Origin of the sequence: Nonomuraea sp. MTCD27 (assembly GCF_041950495.1) — a bacterium.
Classification (GTDB): domain Bacteria; phylum Actinomycetota; class Actinomycetes; order Streptosporangiales; family Streptosporangiaceae; genus Nonomuraea.
Genome location: NZ_JBGNUW010000007.1, coordinates 177,493 through 204,271, shown reverse-complemented (window position 1 = coordinate 204,271; position 26,779 = coordinate 177,493). Strand labels below are relative to the sequence as shown.

Sequence of the window (26,779 nt, the reverse complement as noted above, 5' to 3'; positions counted from 1 at the left end):
CGATGTCGCTGCTGTTCGCCGGGCGCCGCCCGGCCGCGCACCGGACGGCAGCCCCTGCGACCAGGGTGCGGTGGCTGAACCGCACCCTGGTCGGGTGGGGGTTCGCGGGCCCCGCCACCGCGATCGTGGTGGGCCTGTCGATCTTCCCGGCGGTGTGGGCGTTCCTCATCTCCCAGCAGAAGTGGAACGGCATCTCCCCGGCCAAGCCGATCGGCTGGCTGAACTACCAGCTCATGGCCCAGGATCCCGACCTGCTGTCGGCGGTCCAGCACACGGTGGTGTTCACGCTGCTGTTCGTGCCGTCGTCGATCTTCCTCGGGATGCTCATCGCCGTCGCGCTGAACCGGCCGATCAGGCTGGTCGGCTTCTACCGTACGTGCATCTTCGTCCCGTTCGTGGCGTCGGCGGCGGCCACCGGCATCCTGGCCAACTTCGTCTTCAACCCCCAGTACGGCGCCGCCAACAGCGTGCTGCGCACCCTGGGCCTGCCGCAGCAGCAGTTCCTGGAGAGCCACTCGCAGGCACTCGCGGTGATCTGCCTGATCGCGCTGTGGGGGCAGGTCGGGTTCACCGTGGTCGTCTACCTCGCCGCGCTGCAGGACATCCCCAAGGACGTCGTCGAGGCGGCCAGGATGGACGGCGCCAACCGCTGGCAGGTGTTCAGGCACGTCACGCTGCCCGCGCTGGGCCCGGTGACGGTCTTCACCTCCATCTGGCAGACGATCACCGCGCTGCAGCTGTTCGACCTGGTCTTCACCACGACCAGGGGCGGCCCGCTGGGCGCGACCCAGACGATCGTCTACTACGTCTACACCCAGGCGTTCAAGCTCACCAAGTTCGGCTACGGCTCGGCCGTGGCCTACGGGCTGTTCGCCGTGACCATTCTCATCACCGTCGGGATGATCCTCTACTCCCGGCGCAGCAAGATCGAGGCCTTCTGATGAGACGCCTGCCGTTCAGCCCCTGGCACCTGCTGCTGATGCCGGCGGCCCTGCTGTTCGCCCTGCCGCTGGTGCAGATGGTGCTGACCGCGTTCATGCCGGACAGCGACATCAACCGCTTCCCGCCCCGCTTCATCCCGAGCCGGTTGCAGCTCGACGGCTTCATCGGCCTGTTCACCGAGTCCTCGGCCCTGCACTGGCTGCTGAACACGATCATCGTGGCCGCGGTCGCGGTGGTCTCGCACCTGATCCTCTGCTCGATGGCCGGGTACGGCTTCGCGCGGCTGAAGTTCTTCGGCAAGGGTGCCGGGTTCCTGGTGATCCTGGCGACCATCATGATCCCGACCCAGCTGCTGATGATCCCGACGTACGTCATGTTCAGCCGGCTCGGCCTGGTCGACACACTGGCCGCGGCGTTCGTGCCGTGGCTGGCGTCGGCGTTCGGCATCTTCCTGATGCGGCAGTTCTTCCTCTCGCTGCCCGCCGAGCTGGAGGACGCGGCCCGCATCGACGGGTGCTCAACGTTCGGCGTGTTCTGGCGGGTGGTGCTGCCGCTGGCCAAGCCGGCCCTGGCGACGCTCACCGTGTTCACGCTGCTGGGCTCGTGGAACGACCTGATCTGGCCGCTGATCGCGATCAGCGACGAGAGCCTCTACACGATCCAGCTCGGCCTGGCCAACTTCCAGGGCACCCGGCACACGCAGTGGTCGCTGCTCATGGCCGGCAACGTGGTGGCCACGATGCCGCTCATCATCGCGTTCGTGGTGGCCCAGCGGCAGTTCGTGGCGACCATGACGTTCAGCGGGCTCAAGGGCTGAGGTCGCGGCTACCAGGCCACCTGGAGGGAGGTCAGCCCGTACACGACGTTGAAGGCGCGGAACTCGGCGGGCGGCCCGGCCTCGCGCAGGCCGGGGAAGCGCTCGAAGAGCGCCGGGAAGGCGAGGTGCATCTCCATCCTGGCCAGCGGCGCCCCCAGGCAGTGGTGCACGCCGTGGCCGAAGGCCACGTGGCCGAGGTCGCCGCGGGCGAGGTCGAGCCGGTCGGGGTCGGGGACGAGCGCCGGGTCGCGGTTGGCGGCGGGCAGCGCGCACACCACCAGCTCGCCCTCGGGGATGCGCACGCCCGACAGCTCGACCTCGGTGGTGGTGAACTTGAACGTCCCCGAGTGCACGATGCTGAGCCAGCGCAGCAGCTCCTCCACCGCCGAGTTGATCCGCGAGGGCTCGTTCCTGAGCAGGTCGAGCTGGTCGGGGTGGCGCAGCAGGGCCAGGGTGCCGAGGCCGAGCATGTTGGAGGTGGTCTCGTGGCCGGCCAGGAGCAGCAGGCCGCCGATGCCGATCAGCTCGTCGGTGGTCAGGTCGTCGCCGTGCTCGCGTACGAGCATGCCGAGCAGGTCGTCGCCCGGGTCCTTCCGGGCGCGGGCGACCAGCTCGGTCATGTAGGCGCGCGACTCCAGCTGGACCGCGACGCGCTCCTCGACGGGCTGCGACAGGTCGAGCGCCTTCGCCGTACGCCGCTGGAAGTCGCCGCGGTCGGCGTACGGCACCCCGAGCAGCTCGCAGATCACCAGGGACGGGATCGGCAGCGCGAACGCGCTGACCAGGTCCACCGGCGGGCCCGCGGCCTCCATCGCGTCGAGGTGCTCGGCGACGATGTCCCTGACGCGCGGCTCCAGACGGCGCATCCGGCGCATCGTGAACTCGGGCGTCAGTATCCGGCGCAGCCGCGTGTGCTCGGGCGGGTCGAAGGCCAGCAGGTTGCCCGCCCGCATCCGGGCGATCTGCTCGTCGGTCAGCTCCACGCCCGGGAGCCGTGGGGCCGTCCGCTGCGCGTTGCTGAACCGGGCCGGGTCGCCGAGCACCTCCCTGACGTCGGCGAACCGGGTGACCATCCAGGCGTCCTGCCCGAACATGGTGCTCACCCGCCGCACCCCCTCCGCCTCCCGCACGGTCGCCAGCTCGGGGTCGGGGTCGAACACCGAGCGGCTCATGAACAGGGGTAGTGCCGCGGAATCGCTCACGTCGTCTCCTCCTGGAACGCTCCTGGAACCCCATTATTCGTCCGCGGCGCACGATCGGGGCGAGGAGGTCACCAGCCGGTGATTTCCCCCAGCTCCAGGCCGCGGTGGCGGGCGATCCGGGTGGCCTCCTCCTCGATCGGGCCGCGGTGCGCGCGGGCGATCCTGCCCAGCGGCTCGACGGTGATGGCCAGCCGGCGCGATCGGGTCAGCGGCCGCCACCCGGCCCGGATCTCGCCGTCCACCAGGATCACCCCCGGATTGCCCGAGGTGCGCCAGACGCGCCGGTGCGACGTCCGGTCCGGCAGCAGCCGCTCGCGGTCCCTGGCCTGCAGGTACGGGTCGTGCGGCGGCAACATCCGCACCCTGCCCACCTCGGGGCCCGCCTGGGGGCCCGCCTCGGGACCCGGCTGGGCCGGCGACTCCAGCCGCGCCAGCTCCCCCGCCGCCACCCACGCCACGCCGGAGCCGAGGTCCACCTCGACCAGCTCGTCCCGCACGGCCTCCCACGCCGCCTCCGCCTGCCCGATCCCGATCCCGCCCCATTCGGCGTAGTGCCGCGCGGTGGAGGGGCCGTGACAGCGCAGGTAGCGCCGGACGAGCTCCGCGGACGCGTCCCGGTCACCGCCGGGGACCCGCCCCACCCACTGGTCGGTACGCCGCAGCAGCGGCGAGCGCCCCTCCCTGCCCCCATGGCAGAGGATGCCGCGCAGGGACGCCACGGGCAGGGCGAACCGGACGAGCGACTCCCCCATGAACTGCTTCGGGGAGTAGGGCGAGTGCCCGTTCCAGCCGTTCCGCAGCCCGGCGGGCAACCGCCCGGTGATCCACTCCCCCGCCGCCCGCCCCAGGTCGTCCTTGATCAGAGCGGTCCCGTCGAGCACGTCGGCGACCGCCTCGCAGGTGTACCGGACGAGGTCGGCCGCGGTCATGCCGAGCTCGTCCAGCGACGGCACCGCACCCCCGAGGAACTCCCGCAGCGCCTCCTCGTTCCCGGGCAGCAGCCCGCGGGTGAAGACGGCCGCGTCCCGTACGGGGAAGACGTGCGGCGCCCCGCGCGCCCCGAACGCCTGCAGTAGCGCCTTCTCCCCCACGAGCTGCTCGGCGAGCGTCTCCTCCGTCACGTCCCGCACCCGCGCCGACAGCGCGAGCCCGGCCGATCCCGGTGGGGTGTTCTGGGGGTAGCACCGCCCGGCGACCTCGGCCAGGCCGGTGGCCGGGGCCGGCTCGGCAAGCTGGTGACCGTGCAGCCGGTAGGCCAGAATCTGCTCCCGTTCGACCTTCGCCATGGCTGCCCCCTACCCCGCTCGCGCGCGGGCACCGGATCCCGTGTCAGATCGCGGCGCGGCCGCCGTCCACCGAGAGCGTGGCGCCGTGGATGTTCGAGGCGTCGTCGCTCACGAGGAACACCACGGCCTTCGCCACCTCCTCCGGCGTGCTGGGCCGCCGTGACGGGATCCGGGCGATCATGGGTGCGAGGTGCTCCTCCATCGCCGCCACCTTCTCGGTGAGCGTGGGGCCGGGGGCCACGGTGTTGACCCGGACGCCGGAGGGCCCGTACTCGTCGGCCCACGACTTGGTCAGCGAGTGCATCGCCGCCTTGGTGGTGCTGTAGAGGGCCGAGCCGCCGGTGCCGAACAGGCCGGCGATCGAGCCCAGGTTGACGACGGCGCCCGCGCCCCTGGCCGCCATGGCGGGGGCGAGGAGGCCGGTGAGCAGGAAGGCGGCCTTGACGTTGACCGCCAGCGCCCGGTCGATGACGTCCTCGCCGACCTCGGCCGTCGGGGTCGGTACGAGCAGCATGGCCGCGTTGTTGACCAGGATGTCGAGACGGCCGCCGGCGAGCTCGGTGGCGGTCGCGGCCAGTTCGCGTACGGCCGTCGCCCCGAGGGACAGGTCGGCCCGGGCGAACCCGGCGCGGCCGCCGGACTCGGCGATGGCGGCCACGACCTTCTCGCCACGGGCGGCGTCGCGGCCGCTGACCACGACGTAGGCGCCCTCGGCGGCCAGGGCGCGGGCTATGGCGACGCCGATCCCGTCGGTCGAGCCGGTGACGAGGGCGGTGCGGTTGTGCAGGCGTGCGCTCACGGTGGTGCTTCTTTCAGGTGTCCCGATACGTGCGCGGCTCATGCTGCCTGTGGCAAAATGGACTGGCAAGTCCAGAAAAAGAGGGATGCATGGGCACTTTGACCGCGAAGGGCGCCGCGACGCGGCAACGGATCATCGAGGGAACGGCCGCCGAGATCCGTGAGAACGGGCTGCTCGACCTCACCCTCGACGACGTCCGGGTTCGCACGCGCACCAGCCGCAGCCAGCTCTTCCACTACTTCCCCGGCGGCAAGGACGAGCTGCTGCTGGCCGTGGCCCGCCTGGAGGCCGGCCGCGTGCTGACCGACCAGCAGCCGCAACTCGGCGACCTCACGTCCTGGGCGGCCTGGCAGGACTGGCGTGACCGGGTCGTCGAACGCTATCGCAAACAGGGCCGGCACTGCCCGCTGAACGTCGTGATGTCCCAGATCAGCAGAACCACGCCGGGCGCGCAGGCGGTGGTGGCCGAGCTGATCGACCAGTGGCAGGCCGAGCTGGCCGCGGGCGTGCGGCACATGCAGGCCGCCGGCGAGATCGATCCGGCCCTGGACCCGGACCACGCCGCGGCGGCCCTGCTCGCGGGGGTCCAGGGCGGCGTGCTGATCCTGCTGTCCACCGGCCGCATCACGCACCTCGAAGCCGCCCTGGACACCGGCCTGCGGCACCTGCGCGACAGCCGCCCCCGCGCCTAGCCGCCCGGCGGCGAGCGGCGTCGGGGGCGGCCGGGCGCGGGGGTTCGGCTCACCCGTCCGCGGCGGCGCTCCTCAGTGCCACCGGCCTGGGCCGTTCGCAGGTGCTGGGGACGTCCAGCGCCTTGCCGGAGTGCGCGGAGGCGAGCAGCGACTCCATGACGTCGAGCACGTGGAAGGCCAGCGACCCGCCCGCCCGGGGCTCCCGCTCCGAGACGAAGTCGATCAGGCCCACGCCGCGGCCCGCCTCGGCGTACCCGGCCGACACCGGCAGCGTGCGCCAGTCCTGATCGCCCAGGCGCGACAGCAGGACGGGCCCGTCGAAGTGGTTGGGGTCGGGAACGATGAGCGAGCCCTGCTCGCCGTGCACCTCGATGTTGGCCGCCTTGGTGGCCACCGCGTCGAAGCTCATCACCAGCGTGGACAGGGCCCCGGAGTCGTGCACGAGCACGCCGGTCACGTGGGTGTCGACGGTGACCGGGATGTCCTCGCCCTGGCGGGGGCCGGAGCCGATCGTGCGCTTGGCCCGCGTGCGGCTGGCCGCCCCGATCACCGTCGCCACCGGCCCGAGCAGCGTCACCAGGCTGGTGACGTAGTACGGGCCCATGTCCAGGAGCGGCCCGCCGCCCGGGACGTAGTAGAAGTCGGGATGGGGATGCCAGCGCTCGTGGCCGGGCGTCATCATCGTCGCCGTGGCCGCCACCGGCCGGCCGATCAGGCCGTCGTCGATCGCCATGCGGGCGGTCTGCGTGCCGGTGCCCAGCACGGTGTCGGGCGCGCACCCCACCCGTACGCCGGCGGCCTCGGCCGCCTCCAGCACCCGCCGCGCGTCGGCGCCGGTCGCGGCGAGGGGCTTCTCACAGTAGACGTCCTTGCCCGCCGCGATCGCCATCAGGGCGATCTCGGCGTGCGCGGCCGGGACGGTGAGGTTGAGCACCGCGTCGACCCGCGCGTCCGCCATCAGCTCCGCCACGCCCAGCACGTCCACCCCCGGGTACGGCCGCACCGCCTCCCGCGCCCGGTCGAGGTCCAGGTCGGCCACCGCCACCAGCCTCACCTGCGGCAGCCGGTCGATGGTCTGCAAGTACTGGGCCGAGATGGCCCCGCAACCGACGATGCCGAGGTTCAGCGGCTGGCCCACAACATTCCCCTCTCGATGATCGTGCGCACGCTGTCGTTCTCCAGGACGTCCAGGCTGTGTCCCGGGGTCGCGACGAAGATCCGCCCCTTGCCCCACCGCCTGGTCCAGATCGCCGGCGAGGTCACCTCCCGGTGCCAGGGATCCCACGGGCGCATCTTCTGGGTCGTGGTCGCGAGCACGTCGTTGTAGTCGTCGGCCAGCACCCAGTACTGCTCGGTGACGAGGTCGAAGTCGCCGATCCCCTCGGTGATGGGGTGCGCGGCCGCCTCGGGCGACATGTTGACGGTGTACGGGACGAAGTTGTGCCGCTCGGTGCCCGCGTCCTCGTCGTCCGGGTGCTTGCCGGGGTGGCAGGCGAACTGCCCGCCGATGAGGTGCAGGTAGTCGGAGGAGTTGCGGTAGGAGTCGGCGATGCCGCCGTGCCAGCCGGCCATGCCGGTGCCGGCCTCGATCGCCGCCCGCAGTCCCTTGAGCTCGTCCTGCTCGATCGTGCCCATCGTGTAGCACTGCACGATGAGGTCGACTCCGGACATGTACGCGGGGTCCGCGTAGGGCGCCGGGCTGTCCGCCAGCCGCACCTCGAACCCGTTCTTTTCGAGGAAGGGTACGAAGAGGTCGGTGGCCGCCACCGGGACATGCCCTTCCCAGCCGCCCCGCACCACGAGAACCGTACGCCTGTGCTCGCCCGCCATGCATTTGCCAATCGCTCGATGGACCATAAATCGGCCGTGCGCCGCGAAAGCGGCACACTTCGCCAATTGTGTCTGAGTCCGGCGGAAAACTCCCGTCGAATATCTGACCATTCTGATCCGTCGGCCGGCCGGCCCGTCAGTCCGGCAAGCGAGGCACAGCGGCGACCAGGTCACGCGTGTACGGATGCCGGGGCCGGCTGAACACCTCGTCCACGTTTCCCTCCTCCACGACCCGGCCGTCCTTCATCACCAGCACCCGGTCGGCCAGGTGGTGGACGACGCCGAGATCATGGGAGATGAACACCATCGCGGTGCCGTACTCGTGCTGGAGCTCGGCCAGCAGGTCCAGCACCTGGGCCTGGATCGAGACGTCCAGCGCGGAGACGGGCTCGTCGCACACCAGCACGTCGGGCCGGGGGCCGAGGGCGCGGGCGATGGCGATCCGCTGCCGCTGGCCGCCGGACAGCTCGCGGGGGTGGCGGGCGGCCACCTCCGGCGGCAGGCCGACGCGGGCCAGCAACTCCAGCACCGCGGCACGCCGCTCTTCCCGCGGCAACCGCCACCGCCACCGCCACCGCGACCGCGACCGCAACGGCTCGGCGACCAGGCGGCCGGCGGTGTGACGGGGGTCGAAGGAGTCCAGGGGGTTCTGGGAGACGAGCTGAATCCGTTGCCGGAGGGGACGGCGCAGTCGCTCCGGCAGGCCGCTCCAGGGCTGGTCGTGCAGGGTGACCTGGCCTCGGTCGGGGTCCAGCAGGCCGAGCGCCAGCCGGGCGAGCGTGGTCTTGCCCGACCCCGACTCACCGACGATCCCCAGGGTCTCGCCCCGGTACAGGGCAAAGGACACGTCATCGACCACCCGCCGCGAACCGTACGAACGGGTGAGGTTGGTGACGGCGAGCACGGGCACGGGGACGGGGGCTGTGGCGGCGGGGGCAGCCGCCTGCGTGGGCCCCGCGCCCTCGGTCAGTTGCGCACCCTCAGCGCGCCGCACGCCCTCAGCGCGCCGCAAGCTCTCCGCGGGCCGCGCGGTCTCCTCGGGCCGCGCACCATCACTGGGCCGCACGCCGTCGGCAGAGTGCGAGCCCTCGACCGGCTGGGTCCGACCGGACACGCCTGCCCCGTCGGACAGGCGGGCCTGATCGGACGCACCTGTTCGGTCGGAGAGGCGGGTGCCGCGGGAGGCGGCGGAGGGCACCGCCGCCAGGAGCGCGCACGTGTAGTCGTGCGCGGGCGTGGTCAGCACGTCCCGGGCGGGCCCCTGCTCGACGATCTGGCCGTCCCGCATGACGAGGATGCGATCGGCGATCGACCCGACGACGGCCAGGTCATGGCTGATCAGCAGCAACGCGGTCCCCGCCGCCTTGCGCCCGGCCAGCAGGCGCAGGATCTGGGCCTGTACGGTGACGTCCAGCGCGGTGGTGGGCTCGTCCGCGATGATCAGCTCGGGCCCGGCCGCGATGGCGGAGGCGATGAGCACCCGCTGCCGCAGCCCGCCCGACAACTCGTGCGGATGCTGCCCCGCCCGCAGCTCCGGCTCCGGCACCCCCACGGACTCCAGCAACTCCAGCACCTTGGCCGTACGTCCGGCCCGCGGCACCACATCGTGGAAGGCCAGCACTTCGCCGATCTCCGCGCCGACGGTGCGGAGAGGGTCGAGCGAGACCAGCGCATCCTGCAGCACGAGCCCCGCGAACCCGCCACGCAACCGCCGCCAGTCCCGCGGCCCGAAGCCGAGCGCGTCCCGCCCGGCAACCGTGAACGCCGTCGCCCGCACGTCCGATCCCGCACCGGCCAACCCGAGCAGGGCCCGCGCCGTGACGCTCTTGCCGGACCCGGACTCCCCGACGATCGCCACGCACTCCCCGGGAGCGACCGAGAACGAGATCCCCCGCACGACCTCGCTCCCACCGAAGCCCACCCGCAAGTCCTGCACGGAGACAAGCGCGCCGCTCGGTGCCCGTGCAGCCGCGACAGCCTCCCCACCGGAAACGGCAACCGGGGCGCCGGCACCCCCATCTGGGACGGAGGCCGACGCTGGGGCGGGACCCCCACCGGGAGCCGGACCGGGGGTCGGGGCGGGTGGGGTGTCTGCATCGTGGGTGGTGGTCACTGGGTCCTTCCTTCGAAGCGGTGCTGGAGGCGGCGGCCGACGACGGTCAGGCAGGCGACGGTCAGCGTGATCGCCACCCCCGGGAACAGCGCCTCCCACCAGGCCACCCGCAGGTAGTTGCGAGCCTCGGAGAGCATCGCGCCCCACTCGGCGGCCGGAGGCTGGGGTCCCATCCCGAGGAAGCTCAGCCCCGAGCTGGCGATGATCGCCTGGCCGAGCCCGATCGTGGCCAGCACGGGGATCGGCCCGAGCACGTTCGGCAGCACGTGCCCCGCCGTGATCGCCGGCCGGGATCGGCCGAACGTGACCGCCTGCTCGACGTAGCCCGAGCGCCGGACGACGAAGGTCTGGGCACGGATCATCCGGGCGTAGTTGGGGATCTGCGCGACGGCGATGGCGAAGATCACGTTCCCGGTGCCGGGGCCGGTGATCGCCACGATCAGCAGCGCGAGCAGCAGCTCGGGCAGGGTGGACAGGACGTCGAACGAGCGCGCCAGAGCCTCGTCCAGCCACTTGGGAGACAGCCCGGCGGCCAGGCCGAGCAGCACGCCGGAGGTGACGGCCAGGACGGTGGCGGCGACGCCGATGCTGATGGAGTGGCGAGCGCCGTACACGACCCTGGCCAGCACGTCCCGGCCGAGGTGGTCGCTGCCGAACCAGTGCCCGGAGCCCGGCGGCGCGAGCGCGGTCAGCGGATCGGCCACCAGCGGGTCCGCCCCGGTGAGCCACCCGGGCGCCGCCACGGCCACCGCGAGCAGCACCAGAAAGGCGACCGGGAGGAGCAGGCGTACGGGCGGGCCCGCCACGCGACGTCTCCCCGGGCGGCGGCTCCCCGGGTCTCGCCCGGACACCCGTGGAAGCCCTCGCCCCGCCCCGCGAAGGCGGTCGGGGAGCAGGCTCGGCCGGGGAGACGGCGGGTGGGAGACGGCGGCGGTGCTGGCGGCGGCACTCGTGGTGGGGTTGGGGGTGGGGTTGGGGGTGGGCATGGGCGGTCAGCCTCGGATTCGCGGGTCGATGAGGCGGTAGGTCAGGTCGAGCAGCGTGCTGATGGTCACGTACACGACGGCCGACAGCAGGACGACCGCCATCACCACCGGCATGTCGCGCCCCGTGACGGCGTCCATCGCGACGCGGCCGAGCCCGGGCCGCCCGAACAGCACCTCGGTGATCACCGCCCCGCCGAGCAGGGCGCCGGTGAACCAGCCGGCCAGGGTCACGGCGGGGATCAGCGCGTGCCGGAGCGCGTGCCGGGCGACCAGGGCGCGTTCGGTGAGCCCGCGCGCCCGGGCGGTGACGGCGAACGGCTGCTCCAGCGCCCGCTCCAGCCCGCCGCGCAGCACCTGGCCGAGCACCCCGGCGATGGGCAGCCCCAGCGCGAGTGCGGGCAGCACCAGTGCGCGCGGGCCGGCCGCGCCCGAGACGGGGAACCAGCCGAGCGTGAACGAGAACACTGACAGCAGCACGATCCCGATGAGGAACGGCGGCACCGACACCGCCACCAGCTCGGCGGCGGAGGCCGCGCCGCGCGCGAGCCGCCCCCGCCCGGCGGTGACGAGCGCGATGACGGCGGCCAGCGTGACCCCGGTCCCGGCCGCCGCCAGCGTGAGCTGCGCCGTCGGTCCCACCTGCGTGGCCAGGATCTCGCCGACACCGCGCTGCAGCTGGTACGACCGCCCGAGGTCGCCGTGCACCAGCCGCCACAGGTAGGCCACGTACTGGACGATCTCGGGCCGGTCGAGCCCCCACTCCGCGACGATCCTGGCCCGGATCTCGGGCGTGTCGGGCCCGTCGCCGACCAGGATGTCGACGGTGTCACCGGGGGCCAGCAGCAGCGCGAGGTAGGAGGCGGTGGCGGCGGCCCACAGGACGGCCAGCCCGGTGCCGAGCCGCTTGATCACGTCCCGATCCGTACGTCGTAGGCCCCGGCCGGCGTGCCGGAGGCGGGGTGGAACCCGAGCCCCTGCACGCTCTTCTGCGCCGCGATCTGGTCGGCGGGCACGTAGATCGGGAACACGATCGCCTTCTCCAGCACCACCGCCCGCTGCACCCTGGCGTACAGCTCCTTGCGTCTGGCCTGGTCAGCGTCGGCACCGGCTTCCGCCAGCCACTTGTCCACCCGGTCGTCGGCGAAGTGGGTACGGTTGATCGCGCCGCCGCGCGGCAGGATGAGGTTGAGCGCCGCGCCGGCGTCGGAGTCGCCCCGGGAGTTCTCGAAGATCTCGTACTCGTTCTCGTCGAGGGCCTTCTGCGCGGTGCCCTGGTCCACGATCTTGACCTGGAAGTCGATCCCGGCGTTCTGCTTGACCTGGGCCTGGATGGCCTGGGCGAGGATGTCGCGCCGGTCGCGGACGAACGGCGCGGAGGCGACCGTCCGTACCGTGAGCCGCCTGCCGTCCTTGACCCGGAAGCCCTCGGCGTCGCGCTGCTTCCAGCCGGCCTCGTCGAGCAGCGCGTTGGCCTTGGCCACGTCGCCGCCGAAGGCGCGTTCGAGGCCCGGGTCGTAGAAGGGGCCGGCCTTGCCGACGATGCTCCAGGCCCTGGTGGCGGTGCCCTGGTAGACGGACTGCAGCACGGTGTCCACGTTCACGGCCTCGCGGAAGGCCTCCCGTACGCGCTGGTCGTCGAAGGGGGCGCGGGAGGTGTTGAAGTAGTAGGAGAAGGAGGTGCCGGAGTTGAGCGCGGTCCGCAGGGTGAGGGCCGGGTCCTGCTTGATGAGGGCGACCTCGGTGGCCGGGACGCCCTCAATGACCTGCACCTGCCCGGAGGTGAGCGCGCCGACGCGGACGGCGGCCTCGGGCAGGAACCGGTACGTGATCTCCGGCAGGTGCGCGGGGCCCTGGTGGGCGGCGCCGGCGGGCGGCCAGTTGTAGGCGGGGTTGCGGCGGTAGTGGATCTCCTGGCCCTGCACGTACCGGTCCAGGATGAACGGCCCGGTGCCGGCCAGGTCGGGCCCGCCGAACTTGAGGTCCTTGGCGCTCTTGAGCGACTTCGGCGAGATCTGCCCGGCGTAGGGCGAGGCGAGGAAGTCCAGGAAGAGCGCGTCCGGCTCCTTGAGCGTGATCTCGAGCGTCGTCGGCGACAGCACCTTCGCCCCCTCGTACGCCCGGAGCTGGATCGCCGCCACGGCCGGGTTGTAACCGGGCACGCGGAACTGGTCGAGGTTGGCCTTGACGGCGGCGGCGTCGAACTTGCTCCCGTCGTGGAAGGTCACGTCGTCGCGGAGCCGGAGGGTGTAGGTCAGCCCGTCGTCCGAGACCTGCCACGACGTGGCCAGCCAGGGCCCGAACGAGCCGTCCGCGGCCCGCGACAGGAGCGCGTCGAACTGGTTGAACACGAGCAGCCGGACCTTGTTCTGCGCCCACTGCTGGGGGTTGAGCGTGATCGGCTGGGTCTCGATGGCCCAGGTCAGCGAGGCGGGCGCGGGTTGCTCGGCGGCCTCGGCGCCGCATCCGGTCACCGCCAGGGCGACGAGGAGTGCGGCGGAGGCGTGGGTGAGGCGGTTCACGGGCGGTTCCAGGCTTCTGCGAGCAGCTCGTACGAGCGCACGCGGTCGTCGTGGTCGTGGGTGATGGTGGTGACCAGCAGCTCGTCGGCCCCGGTCACCCGGCGCAGCACCCGCAGCCGCTCGGTGACCTGCTCCGGCGTGCCGACGAACTGGGTGTCGACGCGGTCCTTGACCAGCTCCCGATCGGCCTCGCTCCAGACGTGGGCGGCGGCCTCGGCGGGCGTCGCGTACCGCATCGCGCCCGCTCCGGTCCTGATGCTGCGCACCCAGAGGGCGTACGGGCTCGCCAGCTCGCGCGCCGTGGCCTCGTCCTCGGCGACGACGGCGTCGGCGGAGACGATGACGTACGGCTCGGCGAGGTCGTCCGACGGCTTGAACGCCTCCCGGTAGGCCTCCACCGCCTCCAGGACGCTCGCCGGGCTGACGTGGTAGTTGGCCGCGAACGGCAATCCGCGCTCCCCGGCGACCTGGGCGGACTGGCCGCCGCTGCTGCCCAGGATCCAGACCTGCACGTCCGCGCCCTCACCGGGGACGGCGTGGGCGTCGTGCGTGCCGTTGAGGAAGGCGAGCACGTCGTCGATCTGGTCGGCGAAGTCCGGCGTCCGCGCGCCGGGCTGCTGGAGCAGGGTCGCGTAGTGGGCGAGGTGCGGGTGCGCGGCCAGCTTCGAGAAGTCGAACGGCGGCGGGATGAGCAGCCCGTCCACCATCCGGGACCCTGGCCGCTCCGCGGCGCCGGGCGGTGCGGCGGCCGGTTCGGACCGGCGCCGGCCCGAGCGGCCGATGCCGAGGTCGATGCGGCCCGGGTGGAGCGCGTCGATGAGGCCGAACTGCTCGACCACCGACAGCGGCGTCTGGTGCCCGAGCTGCACCGCCCCCGACCCCACCCGGATCGTGCCGGTCGCCGCCGCGACCAGCCCGATCAGCACGGCGGGGGCCGAGCCGGCCACGCCGGGGGCGAAGTGGTGCTCGGCCAGCCAGTAACGGCGGTAGCCCAGCTCGTCGGCCCGGCGGGCGAGGTCGATGGTGTTGCGCAGCGCGTCGGCGGCCGTGCTCCCCGAGCTGATGGGAGCGAGGTCGAGAATGGACAGCGTCATGCGGCTCCTCCCGCGACGGTGCCGGCGGCGACAACGGAGGCATCGGCGGCGGGATCCCCGGCCGCGCCGGCGGGGACAGGGGCGGGGAACGGGCGGCTGGGGATCTCGGCCCGGAGCACGGGGGCGATCTCCGACTGGAACAGCTCCAGCGTCGCCCGGTGCTGCCCCGCCGTGAGCCCGTCGGCGTCGGCGTGCAGGTGCATGACCTCGTGCCCGAACCGCTTGTGATAGCGCAGCACCTTGTCGATGATCTGGTGCGGGCTGCCCACCAGGATCGAGCTCCGTTCGATCGCGTCCTCCAGGGTCGGGAAGACGACCGGCAGCCCCAGCCGGCGCTGTAACGCCACCCGGGCGTCGAAGATCGGCCGGTAGGCGGCGACGGCCTCCTGCGAGGTGCGGGCCGCGTAGTAGCCGGCCGAACCGGCTCCGACCAGCGCTTGGCCCGGGTCGTGGCCGTAGTGCGCCCAGCGTTCCCGGTAGTGGTCGATCAGCTCGGCGTAGGGCTCGACGGGGTGGGTGACGTTCGCGGAGAAGAGGGGGTCGCCGTGGCGCGCGGCCAGGTCCACCGACTCCTTGCTGGTGGCGCTCCCGTGCCAGACCCGGATCGGCCGCTGCAGCGGGCGCGGCCAGGTCTCGGCGTCGGTGAGCGACGGGCGGAAGCGGCCGCTCCAGGTGACCTTGTCCTCCCGCCACAGGCGGCGGAACAGCTCGTACGCCTCCCGGTTGCGCTCCCACTGGTCCTCGGCGGTGACGTGGAACAGCTTGGCCTGGGCCGCGCCGTTGCCCTTGCCGATGATCAGCTCCAGCCGCCCGGCCGACAGGTGGTCGAGCGTGGCGTAGTCCTCGTAGGCGCGTACGGGGTCGAGCAGGCTCAGCGTGGTCACGGCGGTGAAGAGCCGGATCCTGGACGTCCGGGCCGCGATGTGGCTGAGCACGACCGGCGGCGAGGAGGAGATGAACGGGCGCTCGTGCCGCTCCCCCACCCCGAACCCGTCGAAGCCCAGCTCCTCGGCCAGCACCGCGTTGCCGACGACCTCGCGGAAACGCTCCGTGGCCGGCCTGCCGTCGGTGTGCGTGATCAGTGTGATGAGCAGGAATTTCATCGTGCCTCCGCGTAGCGGCTCGCCGGGCGCGGCAGGCCGAGCAGCCCGCGCAGCGTGTCGGCCTCGTACCTGCTCCGGAACGCCCCCCGCGAGCGCAGCTCGGCCGTCAGGCCCGAGGCGATCTGCCGCAGGTCGTACGGCACCGCCCCCGGCCGCAGCCGGAACCCCTGGATCCCGGCGCGCTGCCACTCCAGCAGCAGCGCGGCCAGCTCCGCCACGCTCCCGGTGAAGATCGCGGCGTCGGAGCTGAGCTCGGCCCCGTCCAGCTCGTCGAGCCGTGCCTTGCGGGCGGCGGCGTCGTCGCCCAGGAACACGACGAGGTCGGCGAAGACCTTCACCTCGGCGGAGAGCCCCCTGATCTCGGCCACGATCGCCCTGGCCTGCTCGGCCGAGTGCGGCGTGACGTATACGACGTCGGCGTTGGCGGCCGCGAACTCGTACGGCAGCCGGGCGTGCGCCAGCGCGGTCACCACCGGCTGGCCCTGCGGCGACCGGGGCGTGATGGAGGGCCCCCTGACCGAGAAGAACCGGCCGGTGAAGTCGACGTAGTGGAGCTTGTCCCGGTCGACGAACCTGCCGGTGGCCACGTCCCTGATCTCGGCGTCGTCCTCCCAGCTGTCCCACAGCCGCCGCGCCGTCTCCACGGCGTCGGCGGCCTCGGCGAACAGGTCCTGTACGTGCGGGACCACCGACAGGTCGGCGACGCCGGGCTCGATCGGCGGGAACTCCCTGCGGCCGAAGTGGCGGGCCTCCGAGGCGCGCCAGGAGATCTGCGGCCGCCATCCCGCGCGGCCGCCGCTGATGTGGTCGAGCGTGGCGATGCCGATGGCCACGTGGAACGGCTCGGTGTGCGTGGTGGTGGCGGTCGGCACCAGCCCGATCCGGCGGGTGAGCGGCGCCAGCCGGGCGGCCAGCAGCACCGCGTCGAACCGCCCGCGCACGTGCCCGGCCCGCTCGCCGGCGCCGTCCGGGAAGCCGTCCGACAGGCCGGTGCCGTCCCCGTTCCGGGGGCGGTCCGGCAGGTCGGTCTGGAGGCCGAGGGCGTCCTCGATGGTGACGAAGTCGAGCAGCCCGCGCTCGGCCTCGGCGACCAGCCCGGCCCAGTAGCGGGCGGAGAACAGCGCGCGCGGCGCGGCGGTCGGCTCCCGCCAGGCGGCCGGGTGCCAGCCCGCGCCGTCCAGCGCGACGGCCAGGTGCAACGTCATGCCAGCTCCAGGTGTTCGCGCAGGGTGGTGCCGGTGTAGTCGGTACGGAAGGAGCCGCGCTCCTGCAGCAGCGGCACCACCCGGTCCACGAACTCGTCCAGCCCGCCCGGGGTCAGATGCGGCACGAGGATGAAGCCGTCGGCGGCGTCGGCCTGCACGTGCTCGTCGATCAGCCGCGCCACGGTGGCGGGGGTGCCGACGAACGTCTGCCGCCCGGTCACCTCGATGACCAGCTCGCGGATCGTCAGCCCCTTCTCGGCGGCCAGCGCCCGCCACTTGGCGGCCACGGCCGCGCGGTCCTTGATCGCCACCCGGCCCTGGGAGACGCCTTCCGACACCTCCGGCTCGACCTCCGGCAGCGGACCGTCCGGGTCGTAGGCCGACATGTCACGACCCCACACCTGCTCCAGGAAGGCGATCGCGGTCTGCGGGCCGACCTGCCGGCGCCGGATGGCGGCGGCGTTCTCGGCGGCCTCCTCCTCGGTGTCGCCCAGCGCGAACGTCACGCCGGGCATGATCTTGAGCTGGTGGGGCTCGCGGCCGTACCGGGCCAGGCGGCGCTTGACGTCGGTGTAGAAGCGTCTGCCGTCCTCCAGCGTGCCGTGCCCGGTGAAGATCACGTCGGCGGTGGCGGCGGCGAACTCCCTGCCCTCGTCCGAGTCGCCCGCCTGGATGATGACCGGATGCCCCTGGGGGCTGCGGGGCAGGGTGAAGCGACCCTCGACGGAGAAGTGCGCGCCGTGGTGCCCGACCGTGCCGATGCCGCCCTCCCGTACGAACCGGCCCGTGGCCTGGTCGGCGAGGACGGCGTCCGGCCGCCAGGAGTCCCACAGCTCGCGCGACAGGCGGACGAACTCGGCGGCCCGCTCGTACCGGTCGGCGCGGTCGAGGAAGCCGCCGCGGCGGAAGTTCTCGCCGGTGAAGGCGTCGGAGGTGGTCACCACGTTCCAGGCGGCCCGGCCGCCGCTCAGGTGGTCGAGCGTGGACAGGCGCCGGGCCAGCTCGTACGGCTCGTTGAAGGTGGCGTTGACGGTGCCGGCCAGGCCGAGGCGGGAGGTCACCGCGGCCAGCGCGCTGAGCAGGGTGAGCGACTCGGGCCGTCCCACCACGTCCAGGTCGTGGATGCGGCCCTTGAGCTCGCGCAGCCGCAGCCCCTCGGCCAGGAAGAAGAAGTCGAACTTGGCGCGCTCGGCCGCCCTGGCCAGGTGGGTGAACGAGGCGAAGTCGATCTGGCTGCCGGAGCGGGGGTCGGTCCAGACGGTGGTGTTGTTCACGCCCGGGAAGTGGGCGGCCAGGTGGATCTGCTTGCGGCTCATCGGCCCCGCCCGTGCGGGGTGTTCCACTCGGCGGGCAGGGCCTCGATGGTCTCGCCGAAGGCCGGCCGCTGGTAGAGGTCGCGGGCGTAGCCCCACAGGTGCTCGAACCCGGACAGGTCCCCCTCGCTGATGAGGTGGTCGCGGTTGTACTCCGAGTCGAACCTGGCCAGCGTCACCCACAGCCGCACGTCGGCCTCGGTCACCGTGTCCCCGGTCAGGAACCGCTGCCCCGCCAGCCGCTCGTCCAGCCGCTCCAGCGCGGACAGCACCCGCTGTCGCTCGTCCGCGCGCTCCTTGCCGGTGGCGGCGCGGGCCACGCGGGAGACGCCGGTGTTGACGTCGTGGTAAAGCCAGGCGTTCAGTTTGTTGATCTCCGGGCGCAGCGGCTCCGGGTAGAGGTCGGCGGAGGTGGTCGCCCATTCCTCGAACTGGGTGGCCAGGTCGATGGTGATGTCGGGGAAGTTGTTGCTGACGATCCGGCCCTGGCGCCGGTCCCAGAGCACGGGCACCGAGATGTGGCCCGGGTAGCCCTTCTCGGTGGCGTCGTACGCCTGCTCCAGCAGCGTGAACCCGTTGACCGGGTCGGCGCCCCGGCGCTGCCGGAAGGCCCAGCCGCGGCCGTCGCGCTCGTCGTCCACGTACGAGAGCGAGATCACCTCCTCCAGCCCCTTGAGCTTGCGGACGATCGCGACGCGCTGGGCGTACGGGCAGACCCAAGCGGCGTAGAGGTGGTAGCGGCCGGGCTCGGCGCGGTAGCCGCTGGATCCGTCGGCGGTGATCCGGTCCTGGAAGGGATAGACGGGGCGGGTCCAGCCCGCCGACAGGTGCAGGCGGCCGGGGCCGTACTGGCCGTAGGAGACGTGGTCGACGGGACTCGCGTAGATCGGAGTGCCGGTGGTTACGGTCACACTCAACTCCGGATGATCAGTCTTCGGGGTGGGGCAGGAACCGGCCGAACCGGCCCTGGTGGTAGAGGAGGGGGCGGCCGGTGCTGTGCAGGTCCACCTCGGCGACCAGCCCGACGACCAGCACGTGGTCGCCGACCTCGGCCGTCTCGTACGGCAGGCAGACCAGGTGGGCGGAGACGTCCTGCAGCAGCGGCGCGCCGAGCGGCCCGGGCCGCCAGCGGGTGGGCGGGGCGAACCGGTCGACCCCCTTGGTGGCGAACCTGGCGGCCACCTCGGCCTGGTCGCTGGCCAGGATGTTGACCGCGAAGTGGTCGGCGGTGCGCAGCCAGGGCCAGGTCGTCGAGGACTGGTCGACGTAGAAGGAGACGAGGGGCGGTTCGAGGCTGACCGAGGAGAACGACGTGGCCGTCAGGCCGACGGGGATGCCGTCGTTCTGCGCGGTGATCACCACGACGCCGCTGGCGTGCACGGCGAGCGCCCGCCGGAACGGCTCGGCGGCGACGGCGCGGCCGGGCATGGTGTCCGTCATGCCCGGCCCCTCCTCTCGGGGTCGCGGCGGGAGGACGGCGGGACGGACCTGGTTGAGATCACGGGAGGTTCCTCACGAAGGAAGGCATGCTCGCGCGGCGCCCTGGGGTGGCACGAGCGCGGTCGGGGAGTTCGTCAGCGGAGGCGTGGGCTGCGTCGGCCACGCCGGAGCACGAGGGTGGAGGCGGCGGGCGGGGCCACGCCGCGGCTACTGGTCCGTGATCAACGACACTGGGCGGTGGTGACGTGGCCGTAGTCCACGTGCGGGCGCCTGGTCAGGAGGAAGCCCTGGCACATGTCATCGACGCTAAGCCGGAACACCGGAGAAGTCAATATTTCCTACTGGTTTTGAGGGAAATAGCCTCTGCCGGGGCGAGAACTGTAGAGTGTCATATACCATTGCGGGCGGACGAAAGGCACCAGCTCATTGGCCACCCCTTCAGAGCGGGCGGCGAAGCCGGCCACGATCCGGGACGTCGCGGCGGCCGCGGCCGTCTCCATCGGCACCGCCTCCAAGGCGCTGAACGGCCGCGGCCGGCTGCGCGACGAGACCCGCGACCGGGTGCTCGCCGCCGCCGAACGCCTCGGCTTCCGCCCCAACCCCCTGGCCCAGGGGCTGCTCGCGGGCCGCACCTACACCGTCGGCCTCGTCACCGGCGACAGCTACGGCCGCTTCAGCATCCCGGTGATGCTGGGCGCGGAGGACGCCCTGGGGTCCGGGCAGATCTCGGTGTTCCTCTGCGACACCCGGGACGACCCCATCAGGGAGCGCCACTACGTGGACCGCCTGCTGGCCCGGCGGGTCGAGGGCGTCATCGTCACCGGCCGGCGCACCGAGCCGCGCCCCAGCATCGGCCGCGACCTGCCCGTCCCGGTCGTCTACGCGATGACCAGGTCCGCCGACGAGTCCGACATCTCGATCATCCCCGACGACGAGGGCGGCGGCGCCCTGGCCACCCGCCACCTCCTGGCGACCGGCCGCACCCGCATCGGGCACGTCACCGGCCCCGAGCGGTTCCAGGCCGCCCGCGACCGGGCGCGCGGGCTGAGCACGGCCCTGGCGCAGGCCGGCCTGGAGCCGGCCGGCGAGCTGCTGTTCGGCCAGTGGAGCGAGGAATGGGGCCGCCAGGCCGCCGACATCCTCCTGCACGCGGCCCCCGACGTGGACGCGGTCTTCTGCGGCAGCGACCAGATCGCCCGCGGCGTCGCCGAGACGCTGCGGGAGGCGGGCCGGCGGGTGCCCGACGACGTGGCCCTCGTCGGGTTCGACAACTGGGAGCCGATGGCCCTCGGCTGCCGCCCGCCCCTGACCACCGTGGACATGAACCTCGGCGAGATCGGCCGCCTCGCCGCCCGCCACCTCCTCGACGCCATCGCCGGCCGGCCGGCCCCCGGAGGGGTGCTGACCGTCCCCGCCACCCTCGTGCCCCGAGCCTCCACCCGCCGCAGCACCTGACCGCCCCGCCTCTCAGTGCCAGGCGCGTCGAGCTGGGGCGCGCGGAGCCTGGACGTCGCCACGGTGCGCGCCGGATCTCACCCCAGCGCGGTGCCGCAGTCATTCCGTTACGACGGCCGATCGGCCGACATACCGGCCAACCGGTCCACGGGAGGCTCCGCCCCGGGTTCCGAGGTGGCTGACGACTGCTGTTTCGACGGTGGTCGCCTGTGCAGCAGGAGTGCGGTCAGGCCGCCCGCGACCAGGCCCCAGAACGCCGCGCCGATGCTCAGGATCGTCATCCCCGACGCGGTGACCACGAAAGTGACCACCGCCGCCTCCCGCCCCTCCGGCTCGGACACCGCGCCGGACAGCGAGGAGCCGAGCGCCGGCAGCAACGCGAGGCCGGCCACCGCGACGACCAGCACGGGCGGGGACAGCAGCACCAGGGCCATGGCCAGGCCGGCGCCGAGGCCGAGCGCCAGCTGCCCCGCGCCGAGGGCCACCGTCGCGATCCACCGGCGGCCGGGGTCAGGGTGGGTGTCCGGGCCGGCGGTCAGCGCGGCGGTGATCGCGGCCAGGTTGACGGCGTGACCGCCGAACGGCGCCGCCGCCGCGCTCGCCAGGCCGGTCGCGAGGAGGACCGGGCGCAGGGGCGGCGTGTACCCGTAGGTCGCCATGACCGCCATGCCGGGGACGTTCTGCGCGGCCATGGTGACGAGGAACAGCGGGATGGCGATGCTCACCACGACGGACAGGTTCAGCGTCGGGGTGGTCAACTCGACCGCGGGCCTCAGCGCCGCGCCGGACAGGCCGTTGCCGGGCTCGTGCACCGCGATGGCGATGATGGCTACGACGAGCGCGCCGGGAACGGCCCACTGCCGCAGGTACCGCAGAAGCACCGCCCAGGTCAGGACGACGGGCACGGCCAGCAGCGGGATGTCGACGACGGCGCGGATCGGGGCGGTGCACAGGCTGAGGATGACGCCCGCCAGCATGGCACCGGCGATCGGGCGCGGGATGGCGGCGATCGCCCGGGCCGGCCAGGGCGACAGGCCGGCGAGGACGATGAGCCCGGCGCAGACGATGAACGCGCCGACCGCGGCCGGGAAGCCGCCGGGCACGGGACCGGTCGCCACCAGCAGTGCCGCGCCGGGGGTGGACCAGGCGATGCTGATCGGCATGCGGTATCGCAGCCCGAGGAAGACCGCCACCACCCCGATGCCGCAGCAGAGGGCGAGCAGCCCGGACGCGGCCTGCCCCGGCGTCGCCCCGACGGCACGCAACCCGGCGAGCACGACGGTGAACGAACTGGCGTAGCCGACCACCGCGCTGATCAGCCCCGCCATGACGGCCTGCACGCGCACGCCCGCTCCTCAGCCTCGCCCGATCGTTCCGTTTGCGGAACGTACCATAGCCACGCCGCCACCAGGGAACAAGCCCGGCGACGGAATGCGATGATTGCCGCGTGGACGGCGGTGACATGAACATCGGCAGCCGGCTGCGGCGACTGCGGGAGTCCCGCGGCATCTCCCTGTCGGCGCTGGCCCGCAGCGCCGGCATCGGCAAGGCCACCCTGTCCGGCCTGGAGCTGGGCACCCGCAATCCGACGCTGGAGACGCTCTACGCGGTGGCGGGAGCCTTGGGCGTACCGTTGACGACCCTGGTCCTGGAGCCCGGCGCGCCGCCCGCGGAGGCCGTCCAGGTGCCGGGCGCCGCCGTGACGGCCACACTGCTGGAGGTCTTCGAGGAGCCGACCGTAACGTTCGAGTTGCTGCGCATGCGCGTCCGCCCGGGCGTCGTGCAACACTCGCCACCCCACGCCCCCGGCGTGACCGAACACGTAACGGTCCACGCGGGCGTGCTGCGCGCCGGCCCCGCCGACGCCCCCCTGCTCGCCGCGCCGGGCGAGCACATCTCCTGGCAGGCCGACGTCCCCCACGTCTACAGCACGGTCGGCCCGGACGAAGTGCTGGCCACCCTGCTGATCCGTTCCCCCCGGCAGACCTGAGCCACCGGCTCCACCCCGCACCCGACGTCGCTTGACGATCCGGCGCAGGGTAAACCCGGACCAGGCAAAGGATCTTGACGGGCGAGGCAAAGATCCGCCCGGCTCGGTGGCGGGCGGCCGGATCGGCGCGCGGGGCGAATCTAGACTCGGGTCAGTGAACCCATCGATAACACCTGGCAGGCGACACCCGGAGCCGTCGCAATGATCACTTTTGTCATCTTCGCACTCGCGGCCGTCTGCGCCGTGGAGGCCGTGCTGGGCCTGGCGCTGCTCGGCTGGGCCGTCGTGGAGGTCAGCGTCTTCCTGCGCCGGCATCCGGGCGGCGCGGCCGGTGGCGTGCGCGAGCTGGCGACGGGAGCGCGGCGGATCTGGCCCCTGCTGCCCGGACTCGCCAAGGCCTCGTCACAGACCGCCGGCCGACGCGTCCTGCGGAGCCGGTCGGGCCGGTGGGTCCTGCGGCGGGTCGGCCGGGGGTCTGCCGGAGGGACCGCCGCGAGCGCGGTCGCGCGTGTCCGGCGGGCTGCTCCAGGATCGCCTGGCCGCGGAGCCGGCGGGCCGGCCCCGGGCCGGCTTCGCCCGGCGCGGCGGGAGCGCCTTCGCGGATGAGATGCCCCGGATGCCGGTATTGCCGCAGATCACGTGCCGTGCGCGTGTATCGGGTCGCCGGGAGGGCAAGGATTTGCGTGACGGATGGACCCGCTGGCGAAAGGTGGCGGTCGACGTGCTGCCGGGCTTCCGGTTGGAATGGCCGATCACGGACGATCTTGCCGCTCTGCGGGTGGGCGTGCGCGCCTTCGGCACCGGTGCCGGCCTGACCGGCAAGCGGCTGACGGATCTGGTGATCGCGGCGAGCGAGGCCGCCGGCAAGGTGCTGGACCACGGCGAAGGCGGCACTTTGATCGCCTGGAGCGACCCGGGCGGGGTCAGCCTGGAGTTCGTGGACGTCACCGGCGCGTTGACCATGGCCTATTGGACCGTCGACGCCGAACCGGCCCTGCTCGCCGGCCGGGAAGTCGGCTTCTGGCTGTTGCGGCAGCTGTGTGACGAGATCAGTCTCGACGACAGCGACGGCACCAGCCGGTTGCACCTGCGCTTCCACCACCGAGCCCGGCACAACGGCGACCCGTCGCGTGTCGGCGTGACGGCCGGCCGGCGCAACCTGCCGCCGGCTCACTGAGGCGGGCTGCGCCGCCGAGCCGTTGCGGCCAGGATCTCGCGGTGGCCACCGCGGTTTGCCGGAGCTCTGGAGTTCCGGGCCGCCTTTCATCCTGCCCCGGTGGATCCGGGGAGGAACGCGGCGGCGGCGCTGGACAGGAGCGGCCCGACGATCACCAGGCCCGTCTGCAAGTCGGTCATGACGTTGTGGTCGATCTCCAGGACCTGCTCCAGTTTCGCGCGTTCCTCGGCCCGGCTGAGCACTGTCGCGGCGTCGTGGGCGTCCCCGAGGGGCAGCAGTTCGTCGCACAGACGGGTGGCGGCCTCCCGCAGCGCGGCACGGGCCGGCACGTACGCCAGGGCTACCAGCAGCGATCCGGTGCCGCCGAAGATCAGGACGACCCCTGGTGACGACAACGGGGCGGGAGAGGCGCCGAGCGCGAGCGTCGCCAGCGCCACCAGCGAGCCGACGGCGCCCAGCAGCCGCCGGAGCAGCCGCCGGAAGGCGACCAGCGTGGCCACCCGCGTTCCTGGTCCGCCCTCCGGCGCCTCGGCCGACCGGAGGATGCCCAACATCGTCACCGTGGCCGGAAGGGCGCCCACACACGCGATCGTCGAGAGCCCCCAGCCCCGCCAGCCCGCACGGGCGCTCGGGGACAGGACCAGAGCGAGCACGAGCAGCAGCAGGGCCAGCAGGAGCAGGGCGCCCAGCGGGCGGAGCAACTCGCGGACGCGCATGGAGCGCAGGGCCGTCAGATCTTTCCAGCGCTGGACGCCATAGGCGAAGACGGAGCCGGAGGCGACGGTGAGCGCCAAGGCGAGAGACGCCCACACCTCCCACCGCGGAGCCGCCTTGTTGGCGGACGTGAGCACGATCGCCAAGCCGAGTGCGAGCGCCGTCACGATGGCGACCGGTCGGAGCACGGGTTCCACCACCCCCCGCCACGGGGTCAGAGCCGGACGGTGATCATGTCAGATGCCCCGGCCGGTGTCCATCCTGCCCATCCGCGCCTCTGCGTTGAACGGGAGGCTCCTGTCAGTTCTTGATGCCGGTGAGCGTGACGCCCTCGATGAAGTAGCGCTGCAGGAAGAAGAACAGGGCGATGATCGGGGCGATGACGGCGGCGGAGGCGGCCATCAGGTAGCCCCACTGGGTGAGGTAGATGCTCTGGAACGAGGCCAGGCCCAGGGAGAGGGTGTACTTCTCCTCGTCGTTGAGGTAGAGCAGCGGCCCGAGGAAGTCGTTCCAGGTCCCGATGAACGTGAAGATCGTCACCACCACGATCGCGGGCTTCGACAGCGGCATGACGATCGTCCAGAAGACCCGCCAGGGCGAGGCGCCGTCGATGTAGGCGGCCTCGTCCAGCTCGAACGGGATCGTCAGGAAGAACTGCCGCAGCAGGAAGACGTTGAACACCCCGCCACCCGCCCCGGCGAACCAGCTCGGCACGGTGAGCGGCAGGTAGGTGTCCAGCGCGCCCAGCTCCTGCCACATGACGAAGGTCGGGATCAGCGTCACCGCGTACGGCAGCATCACCCCGCTCAGCAGCACCGCGAACGCCACGTTGCGGCCGCGCCAGCGCAGGCGGGAGAAGCTGAAGGCGGCCACCGAGCAGGTCAGCACCGTCCCCAGCACGCTGATCACCGCGATGATCACCGTGTTGACGAAGTACAGCCAGAACGGCTGGGCGGTGAGCGCCTCGGTGAAGTTGGACCACTGGAACGGCGAGGGGATCCACTCGGGCGGCGCGACGAACATCTGGCCGTCCTGCATGAGCGCGCTGCGCACCAGCCACACGAACGGCAGCAGCGTCGGCACCGCCCCGGCGACGAGCGCCACGTAGAGCAGCACCTTGCCGTACCTGCGCCGTCCGCGCAGTCCGGCGGTGGGGGCGACGCGTCCGGTACGCGGGCTCCGGGGCGGCGCCTCGACGGCGGTCATCGGGCACCTGCCATCTCGTAGTAGACCCAGCGGCGGGCGTTCCTGAACAGCAGGAACGTGATCACCACAATGATCATGAAGAGCACCCAGGCGAGCGCGCTGGCGTAACCCATCTCGCTCTCCTTGAACGCGATCCGGAACAGGTAGTAGACGTAGAAGAGCGTGGCGTTGTTGGGGCCGCCCTCGGTCATCACGTACGCCTGGTTGAACACCTGGAAGGTGCCGACCACGCCGACGACCAGGTTGTAGAAGATGGTCGGCGTCATCATCGGCAGCGTCACGTGCCAGAAGCGCCGCCACGGGCCGCCCCCGTCGATGGAGACGGCCTCGTACAGGTGCCGCGGCACCCCCTGCAGCCCCGCCAGGAAGATCACCATGGTGTTGCCGAAGCCCCAGGTGCTCATGACGATCAGCGAGGGGATGGCCATCGCCTCGTCGTAGATCCACTGCCCGGTCGGCAGGCCGGCCTGGCGCAGCAGCGAGTTGAGCAGCCCGAAGTCCGGGTTGAAGATCCAGATCCACAGGACCACGTTCGCGATCGCGGGTACGAGCGTGGGCAGGTAGAAGATGGTCCGCCAGATCGGCAGGCCGCGTACCTTCTGGTTGAGCAGCATGGCGACCGCGAACGACACGATCAGCACCAGCGGCACCGCGCCGAGCGTGTAGTACGTGGTGGCGCTGAGCGACTTCCAGAACAGCTCGTCCCCGGCCAGCTCGGTGTAGTTGCCGAGCCCGACGAACGCCGGCGTGCCGCCCACCTGCCAGTCCGTCAGGCTGAACGCGAGCGAGGCGACCATGGGCCCCGCCGTGAAGATCACGAATCCGAGGAGGGCCGGCAGCGCCATGAGCAGGCCCCAGCGCCGCTCCATGCGGCGCTGGCCCGACATGCCGGCCAT

26 protein-coding genes are annotated in these 26,779 nt (G+C 72.5%); 7 read left to right on the top strand and 19 right to left on the bottom strand.

The genetic code is table 11. The features are described from left to right. The first annotated feature begins 2 nt into the window (after positions 1-2). Both ACBJ59_RS22405 and ACBJ59_RS22400 read left to right on the top strand, forming a co-directional pair. The gene (locus ACBJ59_RS22405; RefSeq protein WP_375112169.1) at positions 3-941 is read left to right on the top strand and encodes a carbohydrate ABC transporter permease; all 939 of its coding nucleotides are present in this window, start codon (positions 3-5) and stop codon (positions 939-941) included. Continuing rightward, positions 941-1,759 (top strand): carbohydrate ABC transporter permease, encoded by an 819-nt coding sequence (locus ACBJ59_RS22400; protein WP_375112168.1) that lies wholly within the window; start codon positions 941-943, stop codon positions 1,757-1,759. The genes ACBJ59_RS22405 and ACBJ59_RS22400 overlap by 1 nt, the downstream gene beginning before the upstream one ends. An 8-nt stretch (positions 1,760-1,767) precedes the next feature. Here the strand turns inward: ACBJ59_RS22400 and ACBJ59_RS22395 are convergent, their stop codons facing one another. The 3 genes from ACBJ59_RS22395 to ACBJ59_RS22385 form a co-directional block, all read right to left on the bottom strand. Further along, positions 1,768-2,961 (bottom strand): cytochrome P450, encoded by a 1,194-nt coding sequence (locus tag ACBJ59_RS22395; RefSeq protein WP_375112167.1) that lies wholly within the window; start codon positions 2,959-2,961, stop codon positions 1,768-1,770. 68 nt (positions 2,962-3,029) lie between these two features. Next, positions 3,030-4,247, bottom strand: coding sequence for a winged helix DNA-binding domain-containing protein (locus ACBJ59_RS22390; RefSeq protein WP_375112166.1), 1,218 nt, complete (start codon positions 4,245-4,247; stop codon positions 3,030-3,032). A 43-nt stretch (positions 4,248-4,290) separates the two neighbouring features. Continuing rightward, a complete protein-coding gene (locus ACBJ59_RS22385; RefSeq protein ID WP_375112165.1) occupies positions 4,291-5,046 on the bottom strand; it encodes an SDR family NAD(P)-dependent oxidoreductase in 756 nt (251 codons plus the stop codon). Positions 5,047-5,135: 89 nt separating this feature from the next. Here ACBJ59_RS22385 and ACBJ59_RS22380 point away from each other — a divergent pair, with 89 nt between their 5' ends. After that, positions 5,136-5,738 (top strand): TetR/AcrR family transcriptional regulator, encoded by a 603-nt coding sequence (locus ACBJ59_RS22380; protein WP_375112164.1) that lies wholly within the window; start codon positions 5,136-5,138, stop codon positions 5,736-5,738. A gap of 49 nt (positions 5,739-5,787) precedes the next feature. Here ACBJ59_RS22380 and ACBJ59_RS22375 read toward each other — a convergent pair whose 3' ends face one another. From ACBJ59_RS22375 to ACBJ59_RS22320, 12 genes are all read right to left on the bottom strand, one after another. Then, the gene (locus ACBJ59_RS22375; protein ID WP_375112163.1) at positions 5,788-6,876 is read right to left on the bottom strand and encodes a Gfo/Idh/MocA family protein; all 1,089 of its coding nucleotides are present in this window, start codon (positions 6,874-6,876) and stop codon (positions 5,788-5,790) included. Further along, on the bottom strand, positions 6,861-7,568 hold the full coding sequence (locus ACBJ59_RS22370) for a ThuA domain-containing protein (RefSeq protein WP_375112162.1): 708 nt from the start codon (positions 7,566-7,568) through the stop codon (positions 6,861-6,863). The genes ACBJ59_RS22375 and ACBJ59_RS22370 overlap by 16 nt, the downstream gene beginning before the upstream one ends. A gap of 136 nt (positions 7,569-7,704) precedes the next feature. Then, on the bottom strand, positions 7,705-9,504 hold the full coding sequence (locus tag ACBJ59_RS22365; RefSeq protein ID WP_375112161.1) for a dipeptide ABC transporter ATP-binding protein: 1,800 nt from the start codon (positions 9,502-9,504) through the stop codon (positions 7,705-7,707). A 173-nt stretch (positions 9,505-9,677) separates the two neighbouring features. Next, positions 9,678-10,487 carry an ABC transporter permease gene (locus ACBJ59_RS22360; RefSeq protein ID WP_375112160.1) on the bottom strand — a complete coding sequence of 270 codons (810 nt, stop codon included), beginning with the start codon at positions 10,485-10,487 and terminating at the stop codon, positions 9,678-9,680. Positions 10,488-10,673: 186 nt separating this feature from the next. Further along, complete coding sequence (locus tag ACBJ59_RS22355; RefSeq protein WP_375112159.1) at positions 10,674-11,579, bottom strand: ABC transporter permease; 906 nt, start codon at positions 11,577-11,579, stop codon at positions 10,674-10,676. After that, positions 11,576-13,186, bottom strand: coding sequence for an ABC transporter substrate-binding protein (locus tag ACBJ59_RS22350; protein ID WP_375112158.1), 1,611 nt, complete (start codon positions 13,184-13,186; stop codon positions 11,576-11,578). The genes ACBJ59_RS22355 and ACBJ59_RS22350 overlap by 4 nt, the downstream gene beginning before the upstream one ends. Beyond that, complete coding sequence (locus ACBJ59_RS22345; protein WP_375112157.1) at positions 13,183-14,280, bottom strand: LLM class flavin-dependent oxidoreductase; 1,098 nt, start codon at positions 14,278-14,280, stop codon at positions 13,183-13,185. The genes ACBJ59_RS22350 and ACBJ59_RS22345 overlap by 4 nt, the downstream gene beginning before the upstream one ends. Then, positions 14,277-15,383 (bottom strand): LLM class flavin-dependent oxidoreductase, encoded by a 1,107-nt coding sequence (locus ACBJ59_RS22340; RefSeq protein ID WP_375112156.1) that lies wholly within the window; start codon positions 15,381-15,383, stop codon positions 14,277-14,279. Before ACBJ59_RS22340 ends, ACBJ59_RS22345 begins: the two co-directional genes overlap by 4 nt. After that, positions 15,380-16,588 carry an LLM class flavin-dependent oxidoreductase gene (locus ACBJ59_RS22335; RefSeq protein WP_375112155.1) on the bottom strand — a complete coding sequence of 403 codons (1,209 nt, stop codon included), beginning with the start codon at positions 16,586-16,588 and terminating at the stop codon, positions 15,380-15,382. The genes ACBJ59_RS22340 and ACBJ59_RS22335 overlap by 4 nt, the downstream gene beginning before the upstream one ends. Next, complete coding sequence (locus ACBJ59_RS22330) at positions 16,585-17,904, bottom strand: NtaA/DmoA family FMN-dependent monooxygenase (protein WP_375112154.1); 1,320 nt, start codon at positions 17,902-17,904, stop codon at positions 16,585-16,587. The genes ACBJ59_RS22335 and ACBJ59_RS22330 overlap by 4 nt, the downstream gene beginning before the upstream one ends. Next, the gene (locus ACBJ59_RS22325; protein ID WP_375112424.1) at positions 17,901-18,812 is read right to left on the bottom strand and encodes a glutathione S-transferase C-terminal domain-containing protein; all 912 of its coding nucleotides are present in this window, start codon (positions 18,810-18,812) and stop codon (positions 17,901-17,903) included. The genes ACBJ59_RS22330 and ACBJ59_RS22325 overlap by 4 nt, the downstream gene beginning before the upstream one ends. 16 nt (positions 18,813-18,828) lie before the next feature. Next, complete coding sequence (locus ACBJ59_RS22320) at positions 18,829-19,341, bottom strand: flavin reductase family protein (protein ID WP_375112153.1); 513 nt, start codon at positions 19,339-19,341, stop codon at positions 18,829-18,831. A 426-nt stretch (positions 19,342-19,767) separates the two neighbouring features. Between ACBJ59_RS22320 and ACBJ59_RS22315 the strand changes: the two genes are divergently transcribed. Then, positions 19,768-20,796, top strand: a complete 1,029-nt coding sequence (locus ACBJ59_RS22315; RefSeq protein WP_375112152.1) for a LacI family DNA-binding transcriptional regulator — start codon at positions 19,768-19,770, stop codon at positions 20,794-20,796. A 107-nt stretch (positions 20,797-20,903) separates the two neighbouring features. Here ACBJ59_RS22315 and ACBJ59_RS22310 read toward each other — a convergent pair whose 3' ends face one another. Further along, positions 20,904-22,142, bottom strand: coding sequence for a benzoate/H(+) symporter BenE family transporter (locus ACBJ59_RS22310; RefSeq protein WP_375112151.1), 1,239 nt, complete (start codon positions 22,140-22,142; stop codon positions 20,904-20,906). Positions 22,143-22,243: 101 nt separating this feature from the next. On the opposite strand from ACBJ59_RS22310, the gene ACBJ59_RS22305 reads away from it, so the two are divergent. From ACBJ59_RS22305 to ACBJ59_RS22295, 3 genes are all read left to right on the top strand, one after another. Continuing rightward, positions 22,244-22,786 carry a helix-turn-helix domain-containing protein gene (locus ACBJ59_RS22305; protein WP_375112150.1) on the top strand — a complete coding sequence of 181 codons (543 nt, stop codon included), beginning with the start codon at positions 22,244-22,246 and terminating at the stop codon, positions 22,784-22,786. Positions 22,787-22,987: 201 nt separating this feature from the next. Then, positions 22,988-23,392 carry a hypothetical protein gene (locus tag ACBJ59_RS22300; protein WP_375112149.1) on the top strand — a complete coding sequence of 135 codons (405 nt, stop codon included), beginning with the start codon at positions 22,988-22,990 and terminating at the stop codon, positions 23,390-23,392. 10 nt (positions 23,393-23,402) lie between these two features. Beyond that, complete coding sequence (locus ACBJ59_RS22295) at positions 23,403-23,963, top strand: ATP-binding protein (protein WP_375112148.1); 561 nt, start codon at positions 23,403-23,405, stop codon at positions 23,961-23,963. A gap of 86 nt (positions 23,964-24,049) precedes the next feature. Here the strand turns inward: ACBJ59_RS22295 and ACBJ59_RS22290 are convergent, their stop codons facing one another. From ACBJ59_RS22290 to ACBJ59_RS22280, 3 genes are all read right to left on the bottom strand, one after another. Beyond that, entirely contained in the window at positions 24,050-24,865 is an 816-nt protein-coding gene (locus tag ACBJ59_RS22290) for a hypothetical protein (protein WP_375112147.1), read from the bottom strand. A gap of 112 nt (positions 24,866-24,977) precedes the next feature. Next, positions 24,978-25,883 carry a carbohydrate ABC transporter permease gene (locus ACBJ59_RS22285; protein ID WP_375112146.1) on the bottom strand — a complete coding sequence of 302 codons (906 nt, stop codon included), beginning with the start codon at positions 25,881-25,883 and terminating at the stop codon, positions 24,978-24,980. After that, the gene (locus ACBJ59_RS22280) at positions 25,880-26,779 is read right to left on the bottom strand and encodes a sugar ABC transporter permease (protein ID WP_364122488.1); all 900 of its coding nucleotides are present in this window, start codon (positions 26,777-26,779) and stop codon (positions 25,880-25,882) included. Before ACBJ59_RS22280 ends, ACBJ59_RS22285 begins: the two co-directional genes overlap by 4 nt.

What these genes read in the sequence shown, in the direction of transcription:
- ACBJ59_RS22405 (WP_375112169.1), top strand. Translation starts at nt 3, where the DNA reads ATGTCGCTGCTGTTCGCCGGGCGCCGCCCGGCCGCGCACCGGACGGCA.
- ACBJ59_RS22400 (WP_375112168.1), top strand. Translation starts at nt 941, where the DNA reads ATGAGACGCCTGCCGTTCAGCCCCTGGCACCTGCTGCTGATGCCGGCG.
- ACBJ59_RS22390 (WP_375112166.1), bottom strand. Translation starts at nt 4,247, where the DNA reads ATGGCGAAGGTCGAACGGGAGCAGATTCTGGCCTACCGGCTGCACGGT.
- ACBJ59_RS22380 (WP_375112164.1), top strand. Translation starts at nt 5,136, where the DNA reads ATGGGCACTTTGACCGCGAAGGGCGCCGCGACGCGGCAACGGATCATC.
- ACBJ59_RS22370 (WP_375112162.1), bottom strand. Translation starts at nt 7,568, where the DNA reads ATGGCGGGCGAGCACAGGCGTACGGTTCTCGTGGTGCGGGGCGGCTGG.
- ACBJ59_RS22345 (WP_375112157.1), bottom strand. Translation starts at nt 14,280, where the DNA reads ATGACGCTGTCCATTCTCGACCTCGCTCCCATCAGCTCGGGGAGCACG.
- ACBJ59_RS22340 (WP_375112156.1), bottom strand. Translation starts at nt 15,383, where the DNA reads ATGAAATTCCTGCTCATCACACTGATCACGCACACCGACGGCAGGCCG.
- ACBJ59_RS22335 (WP_375112155.1), bottom strand. Translation starts at nt 16,588, where the DNA reads ATGACGTTGCACCTGGCCGTCGCGCTGGACGGCGCGGGCTGGCACCCG.
- ACBJ59_RS22330 (WP_375112154.1), bottom strand. Translation starts at nt 17,904, where the DNA reads ATGAGCCGCAAGCAGATCCACCTGGCCGCCCACTTCCCGGGCGTGAAC.
- ACBJ59_RS22320 (WP_375112153.1), bottom strand. Translation starts at nt 19,341, where the DNA reads ATGACGGACACCATGCCCGGCCGCGCCGTCGCCGCCGAGCCGTTCCGG.
- ACBJ59_RS22300 (WP_375112149.1), top strand. Translation starts at nt 22,988, where the DNA reads ATGATCACTTTTGTCATCTTCGCACTCGCGGCCGTCTGCGCCGTGGAG.
- ACBJ59_RS22295 (WP_375112148.1), top strand. Translation starts at nt 23,403, where the DNA reads ATGCCGGTATTGCCGCAGATCACGTGCCGTGCGCGTGTATCGGGTCGC.
- ACBJ59_RS22285 (WP_375112146.1), bottom strand. Translation starts at nt 25,883, where the DNA reads ATGACCGCCGTCGAGGCGCCGCCCCGGAGCCCGCGTACCGGACGCGTC.
- ACBJ59_RS22280 (WP_364122488.1), bottom strand. Translation starts at nt 26,779, where the DNA reads ATGGCCGGCATGTCGGGCCAGCGCCGCATGGAGCGGCGCTGGGGCCTG.